Here is an 18,402-nt window from a genome sequence, read left to right as displayed (position 1 = left end):
AGGGCCGGCGGGCGTCTCGAAGGTTGGCTGCAGCCGTGCTCCCCGGCCCAGCAAGTTCGCTTGCCAAATCTGGCCGGTTTTGGCCTATTAGCCGTCAGATACGCCTTCGGAGTGACTGCAATGGTTCCCTTTTTCGTCCAGATCAAATGCAAGCTCGGCCAGTCCTATACGGTCGCCAATGCGCTTGCCGAAGCCGAGATCGCCTCCGAGATCTACTCCACGGCCGGCCATTACGACCTTCTGGTGAAGTTCTACGTCGACAAGGACACCGACATCGGCCACTTCATCAACGAGAAGGTGCAGGTGCTGCCGGGCATCCAGGACACGCTCACCATCATCACCTTCAAGGCGTTCGGCGCGAGCTAAAGCTGGCAGCGCTAGCCGCCCTCCTTGCGTTTCGGCCGCGGCGGCCCCTCAACCGGGGGCAGCGACTTCAGATAAGCGGCCATCGCGGCGCGATCTTCCGCGGTCAGTTGCGCCAGATTCTTGATCACCGGTCGCATGGCGCCCGAGGCGCTGTCGCCCTCGGGCATGTCGCCGGTCTCGAGGAAATCGGCAATATCCTTCTCGCTCCAGCTGCCGATGCCCTGCTGGGTGATGTTCGGCACCCAGCCCTCGCCTTCCGGATTGGGGCCGCCGGCGAAGCGCTGCGCCGTGACGATGCCGCCGAGCAGATTGCGCGGGCTGTGGCATTCGGCGCAATGGCCGAAACCGTTCACCAGATAGGCCCCGCGATTCCATTGCGGCGAGCGTGAAGCGTCCGCGACGAACGGCCCGGTGTCCATGAACAGCAGTTTCCAGATCCCGACATTGCGGCGGATGTTGAACGGAAACGGCAGCGCGTGGTCGCGCACTCTGCCCGACACCGGCGGCAGCGTCTTCAGATAGGCGAAGAGATCGCGGACGTCATCGACATTGGCCAGATGATAGGACGTGTAGGGAAACGCCGGGAAGTAGTGCGTGCCCGCGGGCGAGATGCCGCGCATCACGGCGTTGACGAAATCAGCCTCGCTCCACCGGCCGATGCCGTCGGCCGGATCGGGAGAAATATTGGGAGCGTAGAACGTCCCGAACGGCGAGCCGAGCGCGAGGCCCCCGCCGAGCCGCAGGCGATCGGGCTGATTGGGCACCGCATGACATGACGCGCAGCCGCCGGCGTTGAACAGCTCCTGCCCGTTGGCGAGATCGGGGTTGCGCGTCGTCGCCGGCAAGGCCAACGCCGCCGGGACGGTCAACCACCAATAGAGGCCGAACGCCGCGACGGCGGCGATCAGGGCGGCAAGAAGCATTCGTCGCAGCATTCAAACATTCCATCGTGAGCGCGCGAACTTAAGGGGCATGCCGAGCCCGATCCAGCCACGAATATTTTAGATGGTCCGGCTGTAATACGGGAATAAACTGCAAGACGTACTGTTTGGAGATTGACAGCAATCAGGCGTCAACAGGGAGAGACTCATGACCAAAGCCGTTTTTGCCACACTGGCACTCGGAGCTGCCGTTGCGTTCGCCGCCCCGGCCAGTGCGGAGAAACTGAAGGCGACGCTCGACGGCAAATCCGAAGTGCCCGCCACCACCAGCAGCGGCACCGGAACGGCCGAACTCGACTACGATGCCGCCAGCAAGAAGCTGTCCTGGAAGGTCACCTATTCCGGCCTGTCCGGCCCCGCCACCGCCGCCCATTTCCACGGGCCTGCCGAGGCCGGCAAGAACGCCGGCGTTGCTGTGCCGATTCCCGGTGCCGCCTCCAGCCCGGTCGAGGGCTCGGCGACGCTGACCGACGCGCAGGCCGCCGATCTGCTCGCCGGTAAGCTCTACGTCAACATCCACACCGCCGCCAATCCGGGCGGCGAGATCCGCGGTCAGGTGACGAAGTAAGTCTCGAAGCTGCTTTGTCGGCGAAGGCCGGGCGCTGGAGAGGCGTCCGGCCTTTTTCGATTCCGACCCGCGCCTAGGCCGCGTTCAGCGACTGCGCGAGATCCGCGATCAGGTCCGACGGGTTCTCGATGCCGATCGACAGCCGGATCGTGGAATCGAGCACGCCGATTTTTTGGCGGATGTCGGCGGGCACGCCGGAATGGGTCATGGTTGCCGGCAGGCTCGCAAGCGATTCCGTGCCGCCAAGGCTCACCGCAAGCTTGAGGATCTGCAGCGCGTTGAGGAATTTCACCGCCGCCTCCTTGCCGCCGACGATGTCGAACGAGAATGTGGAGCCGGCTCCCAGGCATTGCCGCGCGAACACGCGTCCGGCGGGCGAGGCCTCCTCGTGATGACCGAGGTAGTGGACCCTGGCGACCTTGGGATGGTCGCGCAGATAGTCCGCCACGAGGCGCGCGTTGCCGTTGGCCTTCTCCATGCGCAGGCTCAGCGTCTCGAGCGAGCGGTTGATCATCCAGCAGGAATGCGGATCGAGCTGGGTGCCGATGGCGCCGCGCAGCGCCTTGATGCCCTTCATGATCGCCTTCGAGCCGAGCGCGGCACCTGCGATCAGGTCGGAATGGCCGCCGACATATTTGGTCAGCGAGTACAGCGAGACGTCCGCGCCGTGCTCGATCGGCCGCTGAAACACCGGCCCGAGCAGCGTGTTGTCGCAGGCGATGATGGGAACGTGCCCCTGGGCCTTTCCGATGGCGTCGGCGATGCGGCGGATCATTGCGATATCGACCAGGCCGTTGGTCGGATTGGCCGGGGTCTCGATCAGGATCATCGAAACCCGGCCCTTGCGCATCGCCTCCTCCGAGGCCTGCTTCACCGCCGTCTCGTCGACGCCATCGGCGAAGCCGACCGCGCCGATCGACAGACGCGCCAGCGTGTTCGTCAGCAGCGTTTCGGTCCCGCCATAGAGCGGCTGGGAGTGCAGGATGACGTCACCGGGGCGGACGAAAGCGAGAATCGTGGTCGCAATCGCCGCCATGCCGGACGAGAACAGCGCGCAGCTCTCGGTGCGCTCGTAGACCGCGAGCCTGTCCTCGACGATCTCGCTGTTGGGGTGGTTGAAGCGCGAATAGACGAGACCCGCGCCCATGCCTTCCGGCGGCTCGCGCCGGCCGGCGACGTAATCGAAGAAGTCCTGCCCGTCCTCGGCCGTCTTGAACACGAAGGTGGAGGTCAGGAACACCGGCGGCTTGATGGCGCCTTCCGACAGCTGCGGATCGTAGCCATAGGTCAGCATCAAGGTTTCGGGATGCAGCATATGGTTGCCGATGTGGGTCTTCGACGGAAACGGTTTTGCCATGGTCTGTCTCGCTGTTGATTCAGGCCCTCGCCGCGCGCTGGAACTTTCGGGCGTCATGAGACAGTCGGGAAGCAGACGTACCGACTCGCATCAACGCCACGGCCGTTGCCGCAAAGATAACCGCTCGGACAGCGATCCGTCAGACCTTGCGAAGAATTTCTCTGCGGGCCGACTCAAAAAAGGCGGCTGCTTTCGCAACCGCCTTTTCTCGATCCGGCCTACGGCCTGGAACCGCGTCCCGCTATTTCAACTTCAGCCGATACGTCTCGTGGCAATCGGTGCAACGATCGTTGATCGCGGTATAGGCCGCTTTCAGGCTCGCGACATCGGTGATCTTGCCTTTGACGTCGCGGATCGCCTTCTGCACCGGCGGAATCTTGGAGTCGAAATCGGCCTTGTTCTGCCACACCTTTTGCGAGGCGCCATAGCTCGCATTCACCACGTCCTGCTTGGGATTGACCTCGAAGGTCTTGGCGATCTTGGCGACGTCGGCCTCGAGGTTCGTCAGCGCCTCGTCGACGGCCTTCTGGTTGTAGGGGATGTCGCCCTTCGTCATCTTCTGGATGACGGTGTAGAGGCTTTTCGCCTGCGAGCGCATCAGATTGTCCTGCTGAACGGCGACCTCTTGCTGCGCCATAACGGCGCCGGCGCCCAGCAAGAGGGTACCCGCGACAATCATCATTCTTTTCATTGGCTAGCGTCTCCGGCTCGCAGAGGTGAGGATGGGCCCATTGATGGATAGAACCCCGCAGCGGGCGTTTATTCCCGCTGCTGAAAAATCGCCGCCTTAGAGGCTGTGACGGCGGTGATGCTCGCTGATGGCGATCCACACCCGCTCGGGGGTTGCGGGCATGTCGATGTGGTCGATCTTGTACTCGCGCCAGAGGGCGTCGACGATGGCGTTGACGACGGCGGGGCAGGAGCCGATCGCGCCGGCCTCGCCCGCTCCCTTCACGCCCAGCGGATTGGTCTTGCAGGGCACGTTGGCGGTCTCGAACACGAAGGCGGGACCATCCGCCGCGCGCGGCAGCGCGTAGTCCATGAAGGTCGCGGTGATGAGCTGGCCGTCGCCCGCGCCATAGACCACCTGCTCCATCAAGGCCTGGCCGATGCCCTGCATGGCGCCGCCATGCACCTGGCCGGCCAGCAGCAGCGGATTGAGCGTCTTGCCGAAATCGTCGACGATCACGTAGTTGACGATCTTGATGATGCCGGTGGCCGGATCGAGCTCGACTTCCGCCAGATGCGTGCCGTTCGGATAGGTGCCGTCGGCGCTGGCAAAGGTCGCGCTGCCGTTGAGCTTCGTTGGATCGGCGCCGGGCCGCTTGGCGAGATCGGCGAACGAGATCGAACGGTCAGTGCCGGAAATGCGGACCACACCGTCGGTGATCTCGAGGTCGCCTGCGCTCGCTTCCAACGCCTGCGCTGCAAGCTCCTTCAGCTTCTTGCCCAGATCTCCCGCAGCGCGCTCCACGCAGACGCCGCCCGTGGGAATCGAGGCCGAGCCGCCGGTCCCGAGGCCAGTCGCGATCTCGTCGGTATCGCCCTGGCGAATATGCACCCGCTCCGGGGGCAGGCCGAACTGCTCGGCGACGATCTGCGCATAGGCCGTCTGGTGCCCCTGCCCGCTCGACTGCGTGCCGATCAGAACGGTGACGTCGCCGCTGGGATCGAGCCGCACATTGGCGGTCTCCTCGCCCATCACGCCGCAGATCTCGACATAGCTCGCAAGGCCGATGCCGCGGATCAGCCCGCCCTTCTTGGCCGCCTTGGCGCGCTTTGCAAACTCCTTCCACTCGCCGATCTCCATCGCGCGCTTCAGATGCGCGGCGAAGTCGCCGGAGTCATAAACCTTGCCCGTGGCCGTCTTGTAGGGCAGCGCCTTCGGCGGAATGAAATTCTTGCGGCGGATCGCGTCCGGCGTCGTGTCGAGTTTTCGCGCGCAGGCGTCCACAAGCCGCTCGATGACGTAGGCCGCCTCAGGCCGGCCCGCGCCGCGATAGGCATCGACCGGCACGCTGTGGGTGAAGATGGTGCGCACCCGGCAGTGGAAGGCCTGGATGTCGTAGAGGCCCGGCAGCATGCCGGCGCCGCCATGCGGAATGTAGGGCCCGAAGGTCGACAGATACGCGCCCATGTCGCCCATCAGGTCGCAATCCATCGCAAGGAACTTGCCGTCCTCGGCCAGCGCCATCTTCGCGGTGGTGACGTTGTCGCGGCCCTGCGCGTCGCCCATGAAATGCTCGGAGCGGTCAGCCGCCCATTTCACCGCCTTCTTCAGTTTTCGCGCGGCAACTGCCATCAGCGCATATTCCCGGTACGGAAACAGTTTTGTGCCAAACCCGCCGCCGACGTCGGGGCAGATCACCCGCATTTTGTCGGTGGGGATGTTGAGCACGTTCTGGCAGAGGATGTCGCGCAGGCGATGGCTGCCCTGGCTGCCGACCGTCAGCGTCAGATGGTCGCGCTTGGAATCGTATTCGCAGACCGCCGCGCGCGTCTCCATGAAGCTCGCGACCACGCGCGGATTGACGATGGAGATTTCGGCCACCGCATGCGCTTTCGCAAAGGCAGCTTCGGTCGCGGCCTTGTCGCCGATCGAGACGTCGAACAGCACATTGCCTGATTTGTCGGGCCAGACCTGCGGCGCGCCCTTCTTCACGGCGTTGACGACGCCCGTCACCGCCGGCAGCGGGCTCCATTTGACCTCGATCGCCTCGATCGCGTCGCGGGCCTGGTCGATGGTCTCGGCAACGACGAAGGCGATCGAATCTCCGACATGGCGCACCTCGTCCTTGGCCAGGATCGGGTAAGGCGGGCCGGTGAACGGATCGGTCTCGAGATTGAACAGGCAGGGCAGATTGCCGAGATCCCCAACGTCGTCCGCGGTCAGGATCAGCGCGACGCCCGGCAGGCCGCGGGCGCGGCTTGCATCGATGGTGTATTTGGCATGCGCATGCGGCGAGCGCAGCATCAGACAGCGGAGCGCAGCCTGCGGCGCATAATCGTCGGTATAGCGGCCCTTGCCGCGGATGAGCGCGTCATCCTCCTTGCGCAGCACGCTTTGGCCAACGCCGAACTTGATGGGAGCCGCCATTTTATCGTCCCGTCCTATGGTTGTTTTGCCGACATATTGCCGTGGAAAAACTGGCAAGGCAAACGGGTTTAGGCGGGCACACAGGCCGCCGGCCGGGAAAGCGCAGCGCACCCGTCACCATGCCGTCCAGATTGCGCCGCGAAACAAGACCTCATCCTGAGAGCCCGCCAAAAGCGGGCGTCTCGAAGGATCGGCCGCGAAGACCCAGCCCAGCACTTGACGAGTTACATCCAACCGCGCCCCCACGGATCGATCGCGCGATCTCTCAGCCTGTCGAGAGCCCTTGCCGACGTGAAGTAGTCGATCTCGGCACGCGTCAAGCCGATATCCATCAGCTCCCTGTCGCTCAGATCGTGCAAGGTGACCCGCTGGCCCTGGCGCCGTTGCAGAAACACACGCCTGTATCGCTTGAGCAGGCTCAAGACGATGGAGAGGTCGAGGCCGCGCCTTGCGGCATCGCCCTCAATTTCAGGTGAGATGTTCGTCAGTTGTGGTGGCATCGGATGCTCCTGCTGTTGTGCCGGCAGGGAGCGTGGCCACGAAAAAGGCCCCGTCCGATGCCGGCGGGGCCTGGTGGAAAAGATGTCGTCGTCGAATTCCTAGCGCACGACTCCTCCCACGGCCCAGCCGAAGCGGGTCATGTGGTTGCGGTTGACGGTGCGCGAGCATTTAATCATGAGCCGCGGATAACACGGCAATCGCGCAAAATCAAGGGATGTGTGGGGGTCGATCACATCCTGGAGGCGAGCCCATCACCGGCGCATTCTGGACGTCAGCCAATCCGGAAACTTGATGCGTCGTTTTCATTGTCGATCGCAATCGTGCGATCGTTGTCAAAATAGAAGATGACGCTGCCGCCAGCGACAGCGGTTTCCATCCTGTACTCCCTGAGGCGATGACCGACAACGCCGGCGATGATGCCTACGTCAACGTGAGGATACTCCCAGCCCTCACTAGTTATGGTCGACGGGCTGGGCTGACCCGGAAATGGCCGCCAGATCATGACGCCACAGTCGATGACAAGCTTGTGCCAGACACCGTCGAAACGAACGTAAACGACGTTGGCATTGGCTATGAGCTTGCCTTTGAAGACGAAGCCTTCACAAATGAACGCCTCACACAAGAGTCCGGTCAATTCAGGCGCTTGACCAACTAGTTCCATCACCACTTTTGCCCGTTGTTAGCCGCGCACCAGCGAGACCAGCCAGCGGCGGCCGAACAGCACGATGATCGCCAGCGCATAGACGATCGTGCCTCCGACGGCGAGCAGCGCCAGCGTCACTTCGTCCCGGAAGTGGATCGCGCCGAGCCGGGAACCGCTGAAGCGCGCGATCAGCCAGAACGCGGCGGCGAGAATTACACCGGTCAGCAGGAATTTGGCGAGCGACATGAGCCAGGCGCGATCCGGCACGAGGAAGCCGCGCCGCACGGCGAAGAAGAGTACCAGCAAGAGGTTGGTCCAGACACCGACGGCGGTGGCGAGCGCAAGGCCGATCTGGGCCAGCGATCCCATCAAGGCGACCTTCAGCGCGACGTTGACCGCGATGCCGGTCAGCGACGCGCGGACCGGCGTTGCCGTATCCTTGCGCGCGTAGAAGGTCGCGACCGCGCTGCGGATCAATACGAACGGGATCAGGCCGATGGCATAGGCCGCGAGCGTGGCGCCGGCAGCGGCGGCATCGGCCTTGGAGAACGCACCGCGGGCGAACAGCGCGCGCATGATCGCGTCGGGCACGGTGAGGAACGCCGCGACGAAGGGCACGGAGAACAGCAGCGTGAAGTCGAAGGCGCGGCGCTGCGCCTTCAACGCGCCGTCATGATCATTGGCGGTGATGCGCCGTGACATCTCCGGCAGCAGCACGGTGCCGATGGCGATGCCGATGACGCCGATCGGGAGCTGGTTGAGACGGTCGGCATAGTACAGCGCCGACAGCGCGCCCGCGGGCAGGAAAGTCGCGATGATGGTGTCGGCGAACAGCGCGACCTGCGTGCCCATCGAGCCCAGCGTCGCCGGCCCGAGCGCCTTGAAGAATCCGCGGACGTCCTCATCGAGCTTGAGCGGAGCAAAGCGCGGCAGGCCGCCATGGCGCGCGAGATCGCCTGCGAGCAGGAAATATTGCAGGAAACCGGAGATCAGCACGCCCCAGGCGGCGGCGTGGCCCGCGGTCGGAAACCAGACGGCAACCGCCAGCGTCATCATCATCGCGACGTTGAGGAAGATCGACGCCGCCGCCGCGCTGGCAAAGCGCTGCATCACGTTGAGCATGCCGCCATAGAGCGTCACCAGCGTGATCAGCAGCAGGTAGGGAAAGGTGATCCGGGTCAGCTCGATCGCGAGCTTGCGCTGCTCGGCATCCTCGCTGAAGCCGGGCGCCAAAATGCTCATGGCTTGCGGCATGAACAGCCAGGCGACGATCAGCAGCACGATTTGCGAGGCCAGCAGCAGCGTGAAGATGCGGTCGGCGAACAGGTGCGCCGCCCCCTCCCCCTTCTCGCCATGGACATGCGCATAGGCCGGCACCCAGGCGGCGTTGAAGGCGCCTTCGGCAAAGATCGCGCGGAAATGATTGGGCAGCCGCAGCGCCACGAAAAAGGCGTCGGCCACGGGCCCGGCGCCGAGGATCGCCGCGAGCATGATGTCGCGGGCAAACCCCGTCAGCCGCGAGAGCAGCGTGTAACCACCGACTGTGAAGATGCGTCCGAGCATGCGGACTGTTCTAGAGGCTTATCGAGCAGAGGTCGATTGCATCTTGCGATGCGCATTGCTGTGCCCTCTCCCCTTGTGGGAGAGGGCAGCGCTGCAGGTAGATACAAACTCAATCGGGTGAGGGGTCTCTCTCCACATCGAAAGCGCGGAGAGAGACCCCTCACCCGTCTCGCCGCTGGACGCGGCGAGCCACCCTCTCCCACAGGGGGAGAGGGTAAAGATCAGCCCGCAATCGCGCCGCGGACGGCGGCGATGACTCGCTCCTGGTCGGCTTCGGTCAGATAGGCGTGCATCGGCAGGCTGATGACGTCCTGCGACAGGCTCTCGCAACCCGGCAGGCCGCCGTCCGCGACCGGATACTGCTTGTAGGCGGTCTGCTGGTGCATCGACTTGCCGTAATAGATCGCGGTCGGCACGCCCTGGGCCTTCAGCGCGGCGGCGAAGCCGTCGCGGTCGGTACCTTTGGGCAAGCGGATCGTGTACTGCGCCCAGACCGAGGTGTTGCCGGAGGCAAGGCGCGGCACGGTGACCACGTTGCTGAGCCCTCGCGCGTAGCGCTCGGCAACCCTGTTGCGGGCGGCGATCTCGTCGTCAAAGATCTTCAGCTTCTCGATCAGGACCGCGGCCTGCATGGTGTCGAGCCGGCCGGTCAGGCCGAGGCGGACGTTGTCGTATTTGTCCACGCCCTGCCCGTGCACGCGGATGCTGCGCAGCGTCGCGGCGAGTTCGTCGTCATCGGTGAAGATCGCGCCGCCGTCGCCGAAGCAGCCGAGCGGCTTTGCGGGGAAGAAGCTGGTCGCGGTGGCGAGCCCGAAGGTGCCGAGCTTGCGGCCCTTGTAGCTGGCGCCAAAACCCTGTGCGGCGTCGTCGAGCACGAACAGGCCCTCAGTCCTGGCGATCTCGGCGATGGCATCGTGATCGGCGGGCTGGCCGAACAGGTCGACCGGAATCACCGCGACCGCCTTGAGGCCGGCCTTGCGGGCCGTCGCGATGCCGCGCTTGAGCGACTCCGGGCTCATGTTGAAGGTCGTCTCGTCGACGTCGACATAAACCGGCGTCGCGCCGGTCCGCGCCACCGGCGAGGCCGTCGCGATGAAGGTGAAGGACGGACACAGCACGGCATCGCCGGGCCCGACATTCTTCGCCATCATCACCATCAGGATCGCGTCGGTGCCGCTGGCACAGCCGATGACATGCTTCGCGCCGCTATAGGCCGCGAGCTGCTTTTCGAGTTCGGCGACTTCAGGCCCGTTGACGAACTGGCAATGGTCGAGCACGCGCTTGACCGCGGCGTCGAGCGAGGCGCCGAGCCGGCGGCGCTGCGAGGCGACGTCGATGAAGGGAATGGGTTCGGAACGCAGATGCTGGTTCATGGCCTGATTCTTGGCGCCTTCTTGAGTGGTCGGCATGGAATAGGACTAGCCGGCGACGCGGCGCGGGCCCTTGAGGGCGGGCGCGGTGGCTGCGGGCCGTGACGGCGTTTCCAGACACTGCGTGGCGATCTCGAGGCTGGCGACGCCTTCATCGCCGGTCACTGCCGGCGTCTCACCGTTGCGCACGGCCTTGAGGAACGCGATCAGCTCGGCGCGGAGCGGCTCGTCATGGCCGACCGGCAGATGCCGCATCGAGTAGCTGCCATCCGGCTTGAAGCCGAAGCATTCGGTGACCTGGCGCGTGAGCAGATCGCCCATCACGTATTTGCCGCGGGTCGCGACCGTGACGCTGCGCGCCTTGAACGGCGTCAGCCAGTTGGTGTTGATGTGGGCGAGCACGCCGTTGGCGGTGCGGAACTGCAACAGCGCGATGTCCTCGCGCTCGGCGACCGCGCTCGACAATTGCGGCTGCACCTCGACGATGTCGGATTCGGTGAACCAGCGGATCAGATCGATGTCGTGCACGGCGAGGTCGATGACGACGCCGACATTGGACATGCGCGGCGGGAACGGGCCGACGCGCGTGATCGCGATGGAGAGGATGTCCTCGCCCGCGATCGCCTGCTTGACGGCGGCGACCGCCGGATTGAAGCGCTCGACATGGCCGACCATCAGCGTGACGCCGGCCTTCTGCGCGGCGGCCACGATCTCGCGGCCCTCTTCGACGGTGGAGGCGATCGGCTTCTCAACCAGCACGTGGATGTTCTTGGCGATGCAGGCGAGCGCGACCTCGTGATGCAGATGGGTCGGCGCCGCAATGGTGACGGCATCGACGCCTTCGGCGAAGAGCTGGTCGAGCGTCTCGAAACTCGCGCAATTGGCGAGTTCCGTCGCGCGCGCGCGATGCGCAGGCGAAGGATCAACGACGCCGACGAGGCTGACGCCGGGCAGACCGCTGAGCACGCGCGCATGGTTGCTGCCCATCACGCCCGCGCCAATGACGCCGACTCGCAAGCCGGCCTTTGCCGGTGCAGACCCTTTGGAACTCATCTGAGAAACCCCGATTCAACGCAAATCCCCGGCGCCGCTTCTAGCACGGGCGCCACATTTGTGGCGAATGCCGCGCTAGCGGTCCGGACACGATTTGATTCAAAAAGTTACACGTTCCCCGGGCCTTAACCCTCTGAAAGAGAGTGCTCTTTTGGCCCGGGTCGCGTGATTCGGAGCCTGCTGGTTACGACCTTTGATAGTCGTCTTCAATCCGGATGATGTCGTCTTCCCCGAGATAGCTGCCGGTCTGGACCTCGATCAGCTCCAGCATGATTTTACCGGGGTTCTCCATCCGGTGCACCGCGCCCATCGGGATGTAGATGGACTCGTTCTCGTGCACCGTCTTCACCGTCTCGTTGACGGTGACGCGGGCTGCGCCGCGGACCACGATCCAGTGCTCGGCCCGATGATGGTGCTTCTGCAGCGACAGCCGGCCGCCCGGCTTCACCACGATGCGCTTGACCTGGTGGCGCTCGCCATTGTCGACGGACTGATAGCTGCCCCACGGCCGATGCACCTTGAGATGCTCCTCGGTGACCTTCGGTGCGACCGCCTTCAGCTTCGTCACGAGACGCTTCAGGCCGTTGGCGTCCTTCTGGCGCGAAACCAGCACCGCATCCGCAGTGGCGACCACGACGAGATCGTCGACGCCTTCGAGCGCGACCAGCGCCTGGTCGGTGGTGACGTTGCAGTTGCGCGAGTCTTCGAACACCGCTGCGCCATGCGCGGCGTTGCCCTGCGCATCCTTCGCCGACAATTCCCACACCGCGTGCCAGGAGCCGACATCGGACCAGCCGCAGGACACCGGCACCACGGCGGCGCGCGAGGTCTTCTCCATCACCGCATAGTCGATCGAGATCGCCTTGGCCGCGCCGAACGCCTCGGGCTCCAGCGTGACGAAGCCGAGATCGCGGCCGGCATTGGTGACGGCGTTGGTGATCGCCTCGACGCTGGCCGCATCGACCTTGCGGTACTCGTCGAGCAGGACGGCGGCGGGGAACATGAAGTTGCCGCTGTTCCAGAGATAGCCCGAATTGACGTAGTCGGTCGCCTTCACGGCGTCCGGCTTCTCGACGAAGCGCGCGACCGCGTGCACCTCGCCGGAGATCACATCGCCGGGGCTGATATAGCCGTATTCGGTCGCCGGCCGCTCCGGCTTGACGCCGAAGGTGACGATGCGCCCCGCGCTCGCGGCGACAAGGCCTTCGCGGCACGCGGCGACGAACGCCGCTGTGTCCTGCACCACGTGATCGGCGGCGAGCGCCAGCACGATCGCTTCGCTCGCCCGGTTCTGCGCGAACACCGCGCCCGCGGCGATCGCGGGACCGGAATCGCGGCGCATCGGCTCGAGGATCACGTCGGCCTCGATGCCGATCTCGGCGAGCTGCTCCAGCACCATGAAGCGGTAGGACGCGTTGGTGATGACAACAGGCCGATCGAACAGCGCGGCGTCGGAGACGCGCAGCAGCGTATCCTGGAAGGTCGAGCGCGTGCCGAACAGCGGCAGGAACTGTTTGGGCCGCACCTCGCGCGAGGCGGGCCACAGCCGCGTGCCGGCGCCGCCGCACATGATCAGGGGGATAATGCGTTTGTCCATCGTCATTTCAAACCTTGAAGTAGTCCCGATACCAGGTGACAAAATTACGAACCCCCTGCGCGATCGGCGTTGACGGTGCAAAGCCGGTGTCGCGCATCAGATCCTCGACATCCGCGAACGTTTCCAAGACGTCTCCCGGCTGCATCGGCAGCAATTCTTTGATCGCCGTCCGACCCAGCTCCTGCTCCAGAAGTCCGACGACATGCATCAGCTCCTCGGGGCGGTGGTTGCCGACATTGTAGACCTTAGACGGCGCATTTGCGGCAGCCGGATCATCCGCGGGCACCCGATCAATGAGCTTGGACACCACACGGGTGACGTCGTCAATATAGGTGAAGTCGCGGCGCATCCTGCCATGGTTAAAGAGCCGGATCGGCCGGCCCGCGATAATGTCGTTCACGAACAGAAACATGGCCATGTCGGGCCGTCCCCACGGGCCGTAGATGGTGAAGAAACGCAAGGCGGTGACCGGCAGCCGGTAGAGGTGGCTGTAGGACTGCGCCATCACCTCGTTGGCCTTCTTGGTCGCCGCATAGAGGCTCACGGGATGATCGGTCCGGTCCTGCACGGCAAATGGCAGTTTTGTGTTGGCGCCGTAAACGGAGGATGACGAGGCGTAGACGAGATGACGACAGCCGCTGTTGCGGCAGCCTTCGAGCACGTTGAGAAAGCCCTCCAGATTGGCATCGGCGTAAACGTGCGGTTGCTCGATCGAGTAGCGCACGCCGGCCTGGGCGGCCAGATGCACGACTTTGGCAAATCCATGTCGCGCGAACAGCGCCGCGATCGCCTCGCGGTCGGCAAGGTCGGCCTCGACGAAGGAGAAGCGGGGGTCGCCGCGCAACAGCGCAAGGCGCGCCCGTTTCAGCGCCGGATCGTAATAGCTGTTGAGATTGTCGAGCCCGACGACGGGCCGGCCTTCGCCCAGAAGCTGCCGGGCAACGTGGAAGCCGATGAAGCCGGCGGCACCCGTAACCAAAATCGCCTGATCCGTCATCCTGTTCCCAAGGAATCCTTCGCCCGATCCTTTGCTCGATCCTTCGTTTTGCGGCACCTCTGTAGCCGCATCGAGGGGGCCGCAATAGCCCCCCGCCCCGCATGAGGGCTCTTCACGACAGCTATTGCAAGATCGGCGCCAAAACCATACCAAAGCGGCCGAATTCGGCGCCTCGCGTCGGGTTGCCACAAATCTTCGCAAACCCAGTTCATGCGGGCGAGATGCGCCGAATCCTGCTGTCGACGGCCAAAATCCTGATTTCCGGAGCGCTGCTCTATCTGGCGCTGCGCAAGGTGGATCTGTCCGAACTGCTCTCGCGCTTCACCCTGACCAGCGTGTTCTGGATCGGCGCGGCGATCGCGGTCACGTTCCTGCAGATCTTCGTCGGCGTGCTGCGCTGGCGGCAGGTCTCGGCCGAATGCGGTGCGCCGATCGAGCTCGCCCGCGCGATGCGCTACAACGTGATCGGCGCCTTCTTCAACCAGACCTTGCCGTCGGCGATCGGCGGCGATGCGGTCCGCCTGTGGCTCGTCGCGCGCGCCGGCGCCGGCTGGCGCGCGGCGACCTATTCGATCTTCGTCGACCGCGCGATCGGCCTGGTCGCGCTCGCGATCCTCATCGTCGCGAGCCTGCCCTGGAGCTACCGCCTGATCACCGATCCGAACGGGCGCTCGGCGCTGCTGCTGGTCGATCTTGCGGCGCTCGCCGGCGGCCTCGGCTTCCTGATTTTCGGCGTGCTGAAATGGCGCTGGCTGAAAGCCTGGTGGGCCACGCACCACATTCACGCCTGCGCCGTGATCGCGAACCGCGTGATCTTCAGCCGCAAGCGCGGGCCGATCGTCGCAATCCTGTCGTTCGCCGTTCACGTGCTCGCCACCGTCGTCGCCTGGTGCGTCGTGCAGGCGATTGCGGCCCCGGTCAGCTTCAGCGACGTCTTCCTGCTCATCCCGCCGGTGATGCTGATCACGATGATGCCGATCTCGATCGCCGGCTGGGGCCTGCGTGAGGCCACGATGGGCCTGGCGTTCGGCTTCGCGGGCCTTGCCGCAAGCGAGGGCGTCAACATCTCGCTGCTGTACGGCGCGGTCTCCTTCATCGTCGGCGCCGTCGGCGGCCTGGTCTGGATCCTCAGCGCGGAGAAGGCCGCGCAGGGATCGGCGCCGATCGGAGTGCCGGAGTGAACCCGGCCACCGACGCCCTTGCCGCCATGCCTGCGCTGCTTGCCGTTGCGATCGCCGCGCTGATGTCGGCGCTCATCACCTGGACCAGCCGTCCCCTGCTCCAGCGCTACGCGCTGGCGCGGCCGAACGCGCGATCCTCGCATCGCATTCCGACCCCGCAGGGTGCGGGCATCGCGGTGATCGCCACGACGCTCGCGATCGCCTCGCTCTGGGCGGCCTGGACGCATGTCGCGATCCCACCGGTGCTGGTCGGCGCCACGGTGCTGATCGCGCTGGTCGGCTTTGCCGACGATATCAAGTCGCTGCCGGTGATCGTGCGGCTCGTGCTGCAAGCGGCCTGCGTCGGCGCGATCGTGTTCACCTCGCCCGAGACCGCGCGCATCGTGCCGGCGCTGCCGCTCGCGCTGGAGCGCGGCCTCGTCCTGCTCGCCGGAATCTGGTTCGTGAACCTCGTCAACTTCATGGACGGGCTCGACCTGATGACGGTGGCCGAAGTGGTGCCGGTCACCGCGGCGCTGCTGCTCCTCGGATGGCTCGGCGAGGTGTCGTGGCCGGCGGCGCTGATCGCCGCTTCACTGTGCGGCGCCATGCTCGGCTTTGCGCCGTTCAACAAGCCGGTCGCAAAAGTCTTCCTGGGCGACGTCGGCAGCCTGCCGATCGGCCTCCTGCTCGGCTGGTGCCTGCTGGAGCTCGCCTGGCGGGGACAGCCGGCCGCGGCGCTGTTGCTGCCGGCCTACTACCTTTCGGATTCCACCATCACGCTGTTCCGGCGCATCGCGCGGCGCGAGCAATTCTGGTCGGCGCATCGCACCCACTTCTACCAGCGCGCCACCGACAACGGGTTCGCGGTCCGGCGGGTGATCGGCGAGGTTTTCGCGCTCAATCTCGTGCTGGCGCTGCTCGCGATCGTCACGGTTCGCGCCGGCTCGACGGCGGTCACCTCGCTCGCGCTGCTCGCGGGCGCCATCGCGATCGCATTGGTCCTGCGCCGCTTCTCGCGCCCTCAGGCCTCCTGAGCCGACAGCGCGAGCAGCAGGCCCTCGTCGAGCGAGACCTGCGGGTGCCAGCCGGTCGCGATCGCCTTGGCGAGGTTGAGCTCGAGCGAGCCGATCAGGCTGTCATGCGTATCCTGCCGGCCGATCACGCTGAGCAGCGTGCCGAGCAGCTCCGGCGGCATGCCGAACAGCCGCGGCTTCTTGCCCGATGCCCGCCCCAGCCGCTCGATGAATTCAGGCGTCGAGACCTGCTCCCTGTCGGCCACCAGGAAGATCTCGAAATTGCTCGCGGGGTCGGGATGAGCGAGCCTGTGCAGGATGAACGACGACAGGTTCTGCACGGCAAGAAAAGCGCGTTGATTGCGGATCGCGGCAAAGGGCAGCGGCAGCCCCAGGCTCACGGCACGCGTCAGCAGCGCGAAATTGCCCTTGGCGCCCGCACCGTAGACCAGAGGCGGCCTGATCACCGAGATATTCATGTCGCTGGCGCGCGACAGCGTCTTCAAGCCCGCCTCGGCCGCGGCCTTGGACATGCCGTAGAGGCCGCGCGGCGTCAGGACGTCGTTTTCGCTGAACGGAGCCCGGCCTTCGTTGCTGCGGCCATGCACGAGAACGGTGCTGACGAAGATGAACTGGCGTACGCCGGCCGTCGCCGCGCTGCGCGCCAGGTGCAGCGTGCCGGCGATGTTGACGTTGCGGTAGAGCTGGACCGCGTGCTCCTCGTGCTTGTGATGCACGCGCGCGGCGAGATGGACGACGGCGTCGACGCCGTCGAGCGCGGCCCGCCAATCGGTCTCGGCGCCGATCGTTTCGATCACGACCTCGTCGCCGAGCCCCTCCGGGCTGCGGACCGCGCGGCGGACCGACCATCCATCGAGCGCCAGCGCGGGCGCGACATGACGGCCGACGAAGCCGCTTGCTCCCGTCACCAGCACGATCGGCTTGCGCTCGCTCATCGCTGCTCCGAAAGGTTCGGGTTGCGCAACAATTCCTCGATCACCTCGGCATATGCATTCATCGCGATCGTCCGGTCGAACCGCGAGGCCGCCGTCACCGCGCGCTCCGCCATGGCAGCGTCGTCGGAACGGGAGGCCGCACGGATCGCCTCGGCGAGCCGATCGGCGCGCCCCGGCGTCACGACCCAGCCGAGCCCGTTCTCCACCACCGTCAACGCGGCTTCGGCCTCGGGCTCGGAGACCAGCACGACGGGACGGCCGACCGCCAGCAGATTGTAGAACCGGCTCGGCACCGACACGCCCGCGACGTTCTTCCGGTACGGAATGATCCAGAGATTGGCAGCAGCCAGAAACGCCTCGAGTTCGGAATCCTCGACGCGCCCGACGAAGGAGACATTGGGCAGGTTCGCCGCCGCCTGCAACTGCTTCAGCCGCTCGAAACCGATGCCCCAGCCGGAGAGCAGGAAGTGAATGTCCGATTCGTCCTTGAGCAGGCGCGCCGCCTCGAACACGATCTCCGGATCATGGGTGAAGCCGAGATTGCCCGACAGGCCGACGACGAAACGCGCGGGAACCGTGTTGCGGAACGGGTTGTCCGGCGACAGGGGACGCGGCCCGGGCACGAGCGTCGCCCAGTTCGGGATGAAGCGGATCTTGTTCCGCGTCATGCCGGAATAGCTCAGCAGCGGCCGTTCCGCGTCGCGGCCGATGGTGATGACGGCGTTGAGGGCGCGGAACATCAGGCTGTTGACGGCGCGCATTGTCCGCGTCGCGAACGAGCCGGGCTTCAGCAGGCCCGCCATCACCATCACGTCGGGAAACAGATCGTGCATGATCAGGGCCGAGCGCGCGCCCCTGAGCCGTGCGGCCGCCACGACCGCGTAAGGCAGCATGAACGGCGCGGTGACGGTGAGCACGACGTCGCCTCGCCTCAGCTCGCGTATCAATGCGAAGAAGGTGCGCGCCGCGAACAGCAGCTCGGAGGCGCCGCGTCGCACCAGCGCCGCCTTGCCGGCCATCCGGTTCTTGATGGCGACGACGCGCGGCTTGCCGGGGCCGGTCTGCGCGGCCGGCAAAGCCCCGGGCGAGCCCGACAGCACGACGACATCGTGGCCCGCGGCGAGCCGGCAGGCGATCTCGGCCATGATCGCCGCAGTCGTGCTGGGATCCGGCGGATAATGCTGGCTCGCGACGACGATCTTGCCTTGAGACTGCAT

At 65.4% G+C, this 18,402-nt stretch carries 17 protein-coding genes; 4 read left to right on the top strand and 13 right to left on the bottom strand.

Features of this window, described 5'->3' with window-relative positions; all coding sequences use genetic code 11:
- The first annotated feature begins 120 nt into the window (after nt 1-120).
- Complete coding sequence (locus tag RAD15_RS12945) at nt 121-366, top strand: Lrp/AsnC ligand binding domain-containing protein (protein ID WP_014493934.1); 246 nt, start codon at nt 121-123, stop codon at nt 364-366.
- 11 nt (nt 367-377) lie between these two features.
- Here RAD15_RS12945 and RAD15_RS12940 read toward each other — a convergent pair whose 3' ends face one another.
- The gene (locus RAD15_RS12940) at nt 378-1,301 is read right to left on the bottom strand and encodes a c-type cytochrome (protein ID WP_458177904.1); all 924 of its coding nucleotides are present in this window, start codon (nt 1,299-1,301) and stop codon (nt 378-380) included.
- Between the two features lie 154 nt (nt 1,302-1,455).
- On the opposite strand from RAD15_RS12940, the gene RAD15_RS12935 reads away from it, so the two are divergent.
- The gene (locus RAD15_RS12935; RefSeq protein WP_458177902.1) at nt 1,456-1,875 is read left to right on the top strand and encodes a CHRD domain-containing protein; all 420 of its coding nucleotides are present in this window, start codon (nt 1,456-1,458) and stop codon (nt 1,873-1,875) included.
- A 73-nt stretch (nt 1,876-1,948) separates the two neighbouring features.
- On the opposite strand, the gene RAD15_RS12930 is transcribed toward RAD15_RS12935, so the two are convergent.
- From RAD15_RS12930 to RAD15_RS12885, 10 genes are all read right to left on the bottom strand, one after another.
- Nucleotides 1,949-3,232, bottom strand: a complete 1,284-nt coding sequence (locus tag RAD15_RS12930) for a cystathionine gamma-synthase family protein (RefSeq protein ID WP_458177900.1) — start codon at nt 3,230-3,232, stop codon at nt 1,949-1,951.
- 241 nt (nt 3,233-3,473) lie between these two features.
- Nucleotides 3,474-3,923, bottom strand: a complete 450-nt coding sequence (locus tag RAD15_RS12925) for a cytochrome c (RefSeq protein WP_458177898.1) — start codon at nt 3,921-3,923, stop codon at nt 3,474-3,476.
- 96 nt (nt 3,924-4,019) lie between these two features.
- Nucleotides 4,020-6,329: a xanthine dehydrogenase family protein molybdopterin-binding subunit gene (locus RAD15_RS12920; RefSeq protein WP_458177896.1), complete on the bottom strand. Its 2,310-nt coding sequence runs from the start codon at nt 6,327-6,329 to the stop codon at nt 4,020-4,022.
- A 224-nt stretch (nt 6,330-6,553) separates the two neighbouring features.
- Nucleotides 6,554-6,829 (bottom strand): DUF1127 domain-containing protein, encoded by a 276-nt coding sequence (locus RAD15_RS12915; RefSeq protein WP_458177894.1) that lies wholly within the window; start codon nt 6,827-6,829, stop codon nt 6,554-6,556.
- Nucleotides 6,830-7,101: 272 nt separating this feature from the next.
- The gene (locus RAD15_RS12910) at nt 7,102-7,494 is read right to left on the bottom strand and encodes a hypothetical protein (RefSeq protein WP_458177892.1); all 393 of its coding nucleotides are present in this window, start codon (nt 7,492-7,494) and stop codon (nt 7,102-7,104) included.
- 15 nt (nt 7,495-7,509) lie between these two features.
- Complete coding sequence (murJ, locus tag RAD15_RS12905; protein ID WP_458177890.1) at nt 7,510-9,036, bottom strand: murein biosynthesis integral membrane protein MurJ; 1,527 nt, start codon at nt 9,034-9,036, stop codon at nt 7,510-7,512.
- Nucleotides 9,037-9,257: 221 nt separating this feature from the next.
- Entirely contained in the window at nt 9,258-10,409 is a 1,152-nt protein-coding gene (locus RAD15_RS12900; RefSeq protein ID WP_458177888.1) for a DegT/DnrJ/EryC1/StrS family aminotransferase, read from the bottom strand.
- A 45-nt stretch (nt 10,410-10,454) separates the two neighbouring features.
- Nucleotides 10,455-11,459, bottom strand: a complete 1,005-nt coding sequence (locus RAD15_RS12895; protein ID WP_458177886.1) for a Gfo/Idh/MocA family oxidoreductase — start codon at nt 11,457-11,459, stop codon at nt 10,455-10,457.
- A 184-nt stretch (nt 11,460-11,643) separates the two neighbouring features.
- Nucleotides 11,644-13,056, bottom strand: coding sequence for a mannose-1-phosphate guanylyltransferase/mannose-6-phosphate isomerase (locus tag RAD15_RS12890; protein WP_458177884.1), 1,413 nt, complete (start codon nt 13,054-13,056; stop codon nt 11,644-11,646).
- Between the two features lie 7 nt (nt 13,057-13,063).
- Nucleotides 13,064-14,053 carry an SDR family NAD(P)-dependent oxidoreductase gene (locus tag RAD15_RS12885; RefSeq protein ID WP_458178010.1) on the bottom strand — a complete coding sequence of 330 codons (990 nt, stop codon included), beginning with the start codon at nt 14,051-14,053 and terminating at the stop codon, nt 13,064-13,066.
- Nucleotides 14,054-14,274: 221 nt separating this feature from the next.
- Here RAD15_RS12885 and RAD15_RS12880 point away from each other — a divergent pair, with 221 nt between their 5' ends.
- Together RAD15_RS12880 and RAD15_RS12875 are read left to right on the top strand one after the other, a co-directional pair.
- The gene (locus tag RAD15_RS12880) at nt 14,275-15,234 is read left to right on the top strand and encodes a lysylphosphatidylglycerol synthase transmembrane domain-containing protein (protein WP_458177882.1); all 960 of its coding nucleotides are present in this window, start codon (nt 14,275-14,277) and stop codon (nt 15,232-15,234) included.
- Nucleotides 15,231-16,250, top strand: a complete 1,020-nt coding sequence (locus RAD15_RS12875) for an MraY family glycosyltransferase (protein ID WP_458177880.1) — start codon at nt 15,231-15,233, stop codon at nt 16,248-16,250. The genes RAD15_RS12880 and RAD15_RS12875 overlap by 4 nt, the downstream gene beginning before the upstream one ends.
- Here RAD15_RS12875 and RAD15_RS12870 read toward each other — a convergent pair.
- A complete protein-coding gene (locus RAD15_RS12870) occupies nt 16,238-17,185 on the bottom strand; it encodes an NAD-dependent epimerase/dehydratase family protein (protein WP_458177878.1) in 948 nt (315 codons plus the stop codon). The genes RAD15_RS12875 and RAD15_RS12870 overlap by 13 nt on opposite strands.
- Entirely contained in the window at nt 17,182-18,402 is a 1,221-nt protein-coding gene (locus RAD15_RS12865) for a glycosyltransferase family 4 protein (RefSeq protein ID WP_458177876.1), read from the bottom strand. The genes RAD15_RS12870 and RAD15_RS12865 overlap by 4 nt, the downstream gene beginning before the upstream one ends.

The organism is Bradyrhizobium sp. 14AA (assembly GCF_054185205.1).
The sequence above is the reverse complement of the archived record's forward strand: the minus strand, read 5'-3'. Positions and strand labels throughout refer to the sequence as shown.

Coding starts and splice junctions, on each gene's coding strand:
- RAD15_RS12925 (WP_458177898.1), bottom strand. CDS start 3,923: ATGAAAAGAATGATGATTGTCGCGGGTACCCTCTTGCTGGGCGCCGGC.
- RAD15_RS12945 (WP_014493934.1), top strand. CDS start 121: ATGGTTCCCTTTTTCGTCCAGATCAAATGCAAGCTCGGCCAGTCCTAT.
- RAD15_RS12865 (WP_458177876.1), bottom strand. CDS start 18,402: ATGCAGTCTCAAGGCAAGATCGTCGTCGCGAGCCAGCATTATCCGCCG.
- RAD15_RS12890 (WP_458177884.1), bottom strand. CDS start 13,056: ATGGACAAACGCATTATCCCCCTGATCATGTGCGGCGGCGCCGGCACG.
- RAD15_RS12895 (WP_458177886.1), bottom strand. CDS start 11,459: ATGAGTTCCAAAGGGTCTGCACCGGCAAAGGCCGGCTTGCGAGTCGGC.
- RAD15_RS12940 (WP_458177904.1), bottom strand. CDS start 1,301: ATGCTGCGACGAATGCTTCTTGCCGCCCTGATCGCCGCCGTCGCGGCG.
- RAD15_RS12900 (WP_458177888.1), bottom strand. CDS start 10,409: ATGAACCAGCATCTGCGTTCCGAACCCATTCCCTTCATCGACGTCGCC.
- RAD15_RS12870 (WP_458177878.1), bottom strand. CDS start 17,185: ATGAGCGAGCGCAAGCCGATCGTGCTGGTGACGGGAGCAAGCGGCTTC.
- RAD15_RS12935 (WP_458177902.1), top strand. CDS start 1,456: ATGACCAAAGCCGTTTTTGCCACACTGGCACTCGGAGCTGCCGTTGCG.
- RAD15_RS12920 (WP_458177896.1), bottom strand. CDS start 6,329: ATGGCGGCTCCCATCAAGTTCGGCGTTGGCCAAAGCGTGCTGCGCAAG.
- RAD15_RS12915 (WP_458177894.1), bottom strand. CDS start 6,829: ATGCCACCACAACTGACGAACATCTCACCTGAAATTGAGGGCGATGCC.
- RAD15_RS12880 (WP_458177882.1), top strand. CDS start 14,275: ATGCGCCGAATCCTGCTGTCGACGGCCAAAATCCTGATTTCCGGAGCG.
- murJ (WP_458177890.1), bottom strand. CDS start 9,036: ATGCTCGGACGCATCTTCACAGTCGGTGGTTACACGCTGCTCTCGCGG.
- RAD15_RS12930 (WP_458177900.1), bottom strand. CDS start 3,232: ATGGCAAAACCGTTTCCGTCGAAGACCCACATCGGCAACCATATGCTG.
- RAD15_RS12885 (WP_458178010.1), bottom strand. CDS start 14,053: ATGACGGATCAGGCGATTTTGGTTACGGGTGCCGCCGGCTTCATCGGC.